The organism is Bosea sp. 124 (assembly GCF_003046175.1).
Taxonomy (GTDB): domain Bacteria; phylum Pseudomonadota; class Alphaproteobacteria; order Rhizobiales; family Beijerinckiaceae; genus Allobosea.
On sequence record NZ_PZZM01000001.1, the window covers coordinates 2,110,868 to 2,117,500 of the forward strand.

General features: G+C 67.3%; 7 protein-coding genes (1 of these 7 running past the window's edge). 3 read left to right on the plus strand and 4 right to left on the minus strand.

The window, feature by feature from the left end; translation table 11 throughout:
• Window positions 1-34 precede the first annotated feature (34 nt).
• Window positions 35-829, minus strand: a complete 795-nt coding sequence (gene purC, locus C8D03_RS09905; RefSeq protein ID WP_108046111.1) for a phosphoribosylaminoimidazolesuccinocarboxamide synthase — start codon at window positions 827-829, stop codon at window positions 35-37.
• A gap of 355 nt (window positions 830-1,184) precedes the next feature.
• Between purC and C8D03_RS09910 the strand changes: the two genes are divergently transcribed.
• Together C8D03_RS09910 and C8D03_RS09915 are read left to right on the plus strand one after the other, a co-directional pair.
• Entirely contained in the window at window positions 1,185-1,508 is a 324-nt protein-coding gene (locus C8D03_RS09910; RefSeq protein WP_108046112.1) for a DUF1476 domain-containing protein, read from the plus strand.
• Window positions 1,509-1,679: 171 nt separating this feature from the next.
• Window positions 1,680-2,459 (plus strand): HpcH/HpaI aldolase family protein, encoded by a 780-nt coding sequence (locus tag C8D03_RS09915; RefSeq protein WP_108046113.1) that lies wholly within the window; start codon window positions 1,680-1,682, stop codon window positions 2,457-2,459.
• Between the two features lie 38 nt (window positions 2,460-2,497).
• On the opposite strand, the gene C8D03_RS09920 is transcribed toward C8D03_RS09915, so the two are convergent.
• Window positions 2,498-3,139, minus strand: coding sequence for a DNA-3-methyladenine glycosylase family protein (locus C8D03_RS09920; protein ID WP_108046114.1), 642 nt, complete (start codon window positions 3,137-3,139; stop codon window positions 2,498-2,500).
• A gap of 142 nt (window positions 3,140-3,281) precedes the next feature.
• On the opposite strand from C8D03_RS09920, the gene gluQRS reads away from it, so the two are divergent.
• Window positions 3,282-4,199 (plus strand): tRNA glutamyl-Q(34) synthetase GluQRS, encoded by a 918-nt coding sequence (gluQRS, locus tag C8D03_RS09925; protein ID WP_108046115.1) that lies wholly within the window; start codon window positions 3,282-3,284, stop codon window positions 4,197-4,199.
• Window positions 4,200-4,284: 85 nt separating this feature from the next.
• Here the strand turns inward: gluQRS and C8D03_RS09930 are convergent, their stop codons facing one another.
• A complete protein-coding gene (locus tag C8D03_RS09930) occupies window positions 4,285-5,202 on the minus strand; it encodes an AEC family transporter (protein ID WP_108046116.1) in 918 nt (305 codons plus the stop codon).
• A 109-nt stretch (window positions 5,203-5,311) separates the two neighbouring features.
• Window positions 5,312-6,633, minus strand: the 3' portion of a protein-coding gene (locus C8D03_RS09935; protein WP_248308415.1) for a M23 family metallopeptidase. It continues 790 nt past the right edge of the window; 1,322 of the gene's 2,112 nt are visible here — the last part of the coding sequence; the start codon falls outside the window, past its right edge; its stop codon occupies window positions 5,312-5,314.

Below are 6,633 nucleotides of genomic sequence, written 5' to 3' on the forward strand. Positions count from 1 at the left end.
TCGCACGCCGGAGCTCACGGCACCGGGCTTGCGCTTACTGGACCAGCCTGGGGCCGGCGGGGCCGGCCTTCTCGTTCTCGCCAAGGATGCCGAGGCGGCGCGCCACTTCGGTATAGGCCTCGATCAGCCCGCCCAGGTCGCGGCGGAAGCGGTCCTTGTCCATCTTGTCCTTCGACTTGATGTCCCAGAGCCGGCAGGAATCGGGGCTGATCTCGTCGGCGACGACGATGCGCATCATCTCGCCTTCCCAGAGGCGACCGCATTCCATCTTGAAATCGACGAGACGGATGCCGGCACCAAGAAACAGGCCCGAGAGGAAGTCGTTGACGCGGATGGCCAGCGCCATGATGTCGTCGATCTCCTGAGGCGTCGCCCAGCCGAAGGCGGTGATGTGCTCTTCCGAGACCATCGGGTCGTTCAGCGCATCGTTCTTGTAGTAGAATTCGATGATCGAGCGGGGCAGCTGCGTGCCCTCCTCGAGACCGAGACGGGTCGCGAGCGAGCCGGCGGCGACGTTGCGCACGACGACCTCGAGCGGGATGATCTCGACCTCGCGGATGAGCTGCTCGCGCATGTTCAGCCGGCGGATGAAATGCGTCGGCACGCCGATGTCGTTCAGATTGGAGAAGATGTGCTCGCAGATGCGGTTGTTGAGCACGCCCTTGCCGTCGATGACTTCATGCTTTTTGGCGTTGAAAGCGGTGGCGTCATCCTTGAAGTGCTGGATCAGCGTTCCGGGCTCGGGTCCTTCATAGAGGACCTTCGCCTTGCCTTCGTAGATGCGACGGCGGCGATTCATTGGGATGTACCGTGGCTTGAGGAAATCCAAAACTCGGCCTTTCTCTGGACGCAGGTCGCCCCGCGGCGGGATCTGGGCCCCTGATCAGCCGGTCCTGCACGAATCCGTGCTGATTCCGATCAGGTTGGAATCAGCGTAGACCGCGCTGCCGGCCGGCTCAATGCGCCAGCGCCCGAGATGGCCGCCGTTGCGCCCGCTATATGGGCCTTCTGCACTGCAAACGCAACAAACCGGTCCGGGCGCCGGGATTCGAGCCCGGCCGGGCCGAGCCCCGCATCGGCGCGTGCAATCCGGACTGGCCCTGCGTGGCGCGGCATCCTATATGGCAGCGACGTGCCTTCCCGAGCCCTTCACTGGCCGTGCCCCGCGAGAGGACTTAAACCGCATGACGACCTTCGATCAGCGCAAGGATGCCTTCGAGAACAAGTTCGCCCATGACGAGGAGCTGCGTTTCAAGGCGACGGCGCGGCGCAACAAGCTGCTCGGCCTGTGGGCGGCGGAGAAGCTCGGCAAGAGTGGCGCGGAGGCGGACGCCTATGCCAAGTCGGTCGTCGTGGCCGATTTCGAGGAGGCCGGCGACGAGGACGTCGTGCGCAAGGTCAAGGGCGACTTGGCTGCCGCCAGCGTCGCGATCGCCGACGAGGAGATCCGGCGCGTGATGACGGAGCTGCTGATCCGGGCCGCCGAGGACATCCAGACCGGTCGCTGAGCTGGGGGCGGGCGCGACGGCGCGCTGCCTGAAAACGCAGGGCGTTCAAAAACGCAGGACGTAATTGAAGCGGGCGCATGGGCGCCCGTTTGCATTTCGGACCCTCCCCGGTCCAACGTGGCGCACCCGCCTGACCAGCCAAGAGCGGGCCTGCAACGGATGAAATGCGCCATGGCCACACCGACCGTCCTGTCCTCGCTCGCCGACCGCCTCGCCAAGGGCGACACCATCGTTTCGGCCTGGTGCGGATTGCCGGAGCCCGGAATCGCCGGCCTGCTGGCGCGCGCGAATTTCGATGCCGTCACGCTCGACATGCAGCACGGGCCGATCACGCTCGGCGAGGTCATCAAGGCGGTGCCGCTGATCAACGCCGCCGGCAAGCCGGCGCTGGCGCGCATCCCGGTCGGTGAGTTCCAGAACGTCTCGCGTCTGTTCGATGCCGGCGTGTCCGGCGTGATCGCCCCGATGATCAACACGATGGCCGATGCCCGCATGTTCGCGGCCTATTCGAAATATCCGCCGATGGGCGAGCGGAGCTGGGGCAGCTATGGCGGGCTCGGCGCCTCCGGGCTCGACGCCAACGCCTATCTGCGAGAAGCGAACCGCTTCTCGCTGTCCTTCGCGATGATCGAGACGCGCGAGGCGATGGCGATCCTCGACGATATCCTGGCGCTGGACGGCATCGACGCCGTCTTCGTCGGTCCATCCGACCTTTCGATCGCGCTTTCGGGCGGCAAGGAGGTCAACCCGCTCTCGGCCGAGGTCGACGAGGCGATCCGCCATATCATCGCGCGGGCCTCGGCAGCGGGGAAGCCGGTCGCGGTGTATGCCCAGTCGGCCGAGCGGGCCAAGGCCTTCGTCGCCATGGGCGCCAGGCTCGTCACCGTGATGAGCGACAGCGCCTTCCTGCGCAGCGCCGCCGATGCGGCGCTGAAGATCATGGCTCGTTGAAAGTCATGGCTCGCTGAAACTTGGGCGCGCCGGGCGCGTCAGGCGTTGACGCCCTCGCGTGACTTCAGTGCTGCGTAATAGGCCCAGAGCAGGCGGGCGGCGACGCCGCGCCAGGGTCGCCAATCTTCCGCCAGAGCCTCCAGCGCCGCCACTCCCGGCCGCGCCGGCAGGCCGAATGCGACGCGGGCGGCCTCCTGGATCGCGAGATCTCCGGCTGCGAAGCCGTCGCGATGGCCGAGGCAGAACAGGAGATAGATGTCCGCCGTCCAGGGGCCGATCCCTGAGACCGCGGTCATCAGGGCATGGACCTGTTCGGGCGTCGCTGTTTCCAATGTTTCGAGGGCGAGCTCTCCCCCGGCAATGGCGGCGGCGACCGCGCGCATGGTGCGCTGCTTCGGGCGTGAGAGCCCCGACAGCCGCATCTCCTCATCCGTAGCCGCCAGGATGCGCTCCGGCGTCAGGGGCGCCAGCACCGTTTCGACCCGCGCCCAGACGGCGCGCGCGCTCGCGACCGAGAGCTGCTGCGAGACGATGATGGCGGCGAGCCCGGCAAAGCCGCCCTCGCGCCGGCGCAGCGGCGGAATGCCGGTCCGTTCGATGATCGCGGCCCAATCCGGATGGAGCGCGCCAAGCGCAGCCATGCCCTCTTCGAGATCGGCGTCGCAGGTGATTTTGTGCATCGTCTCAATCAAGGCCCATGGGTCTGCCGGATCTCGTCAGGAGGCGTCGCCTGGATCCGCTGCCGTCATTCCGGACGAGCGCGGGTCATGCAAGTGTCAGGGTGAGCTTGGCCGCGTCGGGGCGAAACCCTAGACAAGGAGCATGGCGTCGTCCCCACCTGAAACTGCGCAGCCGGTTCTGCGTTTTGCGCCGAGCCCGAACGGGCGGTTGCATCTCGGACACGCTTTGTCGGCGCTGACCAATGAGCGGCTGGCGGCGCAGATGACGGGGCGCCTGCTGCTGCGGATCGAGGATATCGACCGAGAACGCTGCACACCTGCTCTGGAGCAGGCGCTGCGTGACGATCTGGCCTGGCTCGGGCTCGTCTTCGAGCGGCCGGTGAGGCGGCAGTCGGAGCATTTCGACGACTATGCCGTCGCGCTTGGGGACCTGCGCCGGCGCGATCTGGTCTATCCCTGCTTCTGCTCGCGACAGCAGGTGCGGGCGGCGGTCCTGGCGGAGGAGGCCGCGTCAGGCCGGCGCTGGCCCGTCGATCCGGACGATGCGCCGCTCTATCCGGGGAGCTGTCGCGCCTGCGGCCGGGCGGAGGCGCAGAGGCGCATCGCGGCTGGCGAGCCGCATGTGCTGCGCCTCGACATGGCGCGCGCGCTGGCGGCGGCCGGAGGCGAGCTTTCCTATGTCCTGATCGACGCGGCCGGGCAGGCGAGCACGGTCGCGGCGCGGCCCGGACGCTGGGGCGACGTCGTGCTGGCGCGCAAGGGTGTACCGACGAGCTATCACCTCGCGGTCGTGACCGACGATGCGCTGCAGGGGGTGACGCATGTGGTCCGCGGGCGTGATCTCGAGGCGGCGACCGACATCCATGCCCTGCTGCAGCGCCTGCTCGGCCTGCCGACGCCGCGCTATCATTTCCATGAGCTGTTGACGGATGAGACCGGCCGCAAGCTGGCGAAGAGCCGCCAGTCGGAAAGTCTCGCCGATCTGAGGGCGCAGGGCATGACGGCGGTGGGAATCAGGCAGATGCTCGGCTTCGGCTCCGCTGCCGGATCGACGCCGTAGCTCTTTCGTTGCTGCGTCGTCAGTTCTTGCATCGGCGTCTCGCGAAAGCCGTGCTGCGCACTTGCGGCGATACTCTGCGGTGCGTTCAGCCGACGCCGAGCCAGTTCAACCAGGCCGCCGTGGTGAGCAGCGACATCAGCGTGGAGAGCGTGATCGCGCTCGACGCATCGGCGACGCCCTGGCGGTAGCGTTCGGCGAAGAGATAGGCGTTGATCCCGCAGGGGCAGGCCGCAAACAGCACGGCGACGCCCGACCAGTGCGCCGGCATGTCGAAGACCTTCGTCGCCAGCAGATAGACGATCAGGGGATGAAGGCCGAGCTTGAGGCCGCTGAGCGCGGCGGGCAGGCCAAGGCCGGATTCCAGCCCGTAGCGCCGCATGCTGATGCCGAGGCTGATCAGCGCGCAGGGCACGGCCGCGTTGGCGATCAGGTCGATCAGCGTCCAGAACGGCGTCGGGAGGATGTCGACGACGGGGCGGGCGAGCGTGCCGAGGATGATCCCGATGACGATGGGATGGGTGAAAAGCCGCCGGAACAGCAATCCCACCGAGGCCGAGCGACCCTCGGCAAGCAGGGTCGCGATCGTCATGGTCACGGGCAGATGGATCGCCAGCAGCAAACCGAGCGGCACCGCGCCGGCGTCGCCATAGGCCTTCAGGATCATCGGCACGCCGACGAAGACGGTGTTCGACTGCGCCGCGGCGAAGCCCGAGACGACGAGTTCGGGACCGTTGCGCGCGAAGAAACGGTTGGCGATCAGCATGGCGAGCGCCCAGACGACGGCCAGCCCGGTGAAATAGGCGATCCAGTAGCCCCAGGGCTGAGTCTGGGGAATGTCGGCCTTCGCCAGTGTCCGGAACAGCAGGCAGGGCACCGCCAGCACGAAGACGAAATCGGAAAGCCCCTCGCCGGTGGTCTCGCGCAGCAGCTTCGTCCAGCGCGCGAGATAACCCAGCGCGATCAGGCCGAAGACCGGCAGGACGACGAGAAGGGCGGCGAGCATGGGCGCGGCACCTGGCGGGAGCGAGTGGAGACTTGCCGGTGTGGCTTCGGAGCCGGGATGTCAAGCCTCTGCTGCAGGTCGTGGCGCCCTTCGGGCTCCGGGCATGCGCTCAGCGCAGTTGTGCGAGGGTGCCGCCGGCGCGTTCGATCAGAACCTGAATTTCGTCGCGCTGGCGCTTGTATTCGACGAGCGTCTGGCCCTGGAGCTCGCGGCCGCGCGGCACGCGAATCTTCATCGGGTTGACGAAGTTGCCGTTGACCCTGACCTCGTAATGCAGGTGCGGCCCGGTCGAGAGGCCGGTCGAGCCGAGATAGCCGATGACCTGGCCCTGCCGGACCTTGGCGCCCGGCACGATGCCGTTGGCGAAGTTCGACTGGTGCGAATAAGTCGTGACATAGCCGTTGGCGTGCTGAATCACGGTGTGCTTGCCATAGCCGGAGGACCAGCCGGCCTCGAGTATGGTGCCGTTGCCGGCGGACAGGATCGGCGTGCCGATGCGGTTGGCCCAGTCCACGCCGGTATGCATCTTCGAATAGCGCATGATCGGGTGGTAGCGCATGCCGAAGCCGGAGCGCATCTCGCCATCGGCGATGGGCTTGCGCAGCAGGAACTTCTTCAGCGACTTCCCTTCCTCGTCGAAGTACTCGATCAGCCCGTCCTCTGGCGCCTGGTAGCGGAAGACGCGGCGCGTCTCGCCGCCGATGGTGAGGGATGCCGACAGGATCTCGGCCCGCTCGCCCTCGTCCTCCTCGGTGAAGATGACCTCGAGATTGTCGCCGCCGCGCACGCGCTGCTGGAAATCGAGATCATAGGAGAAAATGCGGACGAGTTCGTCGATCAGCGGCCGCGGCAGGTCGTGGCGCATGCCCGTCTCGTAAAGGCTCTCATAGAGACGCGCGCCGCTGCTGCCGCTCTCGCCGTCGTCTTCCTCTTCGTCATCCGCCTTGCGCTGGGAACGCTGCGGGCCGACCAGTTCCTGCCGGGGCAGGTTGACGGAGACGAACAGGCCCTTGTCGTTGACGGCGACCGTGCCGTCGGGCTGGCCATTGGTCAGGAGCGAGACGCGGACGATCTGGCGGGCGTCGCCGGGCTTCAGCCCCGGAGCGTAGAGCGCCTGCAGCACCTGCCCGTCGGGCAGGGCGGCGGTGCGCACCTTGCCGCCGAAAGCCAGCATCATGCCGCGGATCTGGTCGGGTGTCGCACCGGCGCCGCGCATCACCTGCTCGAAGTTCTCGCCGCGCTTGGCCAGCAGCAGCTTGTCCTCGACCAGCGGCTCGCGCGATGCGGCGATCGGCGTCTTGGGCGCGTTGGTGACGTTTTCCGGGACGACCCGAACCTCGATGCCGGAAAAGCGGGTGTCGGTCGCCGGTGCATAGGACAAGAGGTCGTTGGCGGGACCGGCCGCCCCGCCCAGCGTGCGGCTCAGCATCA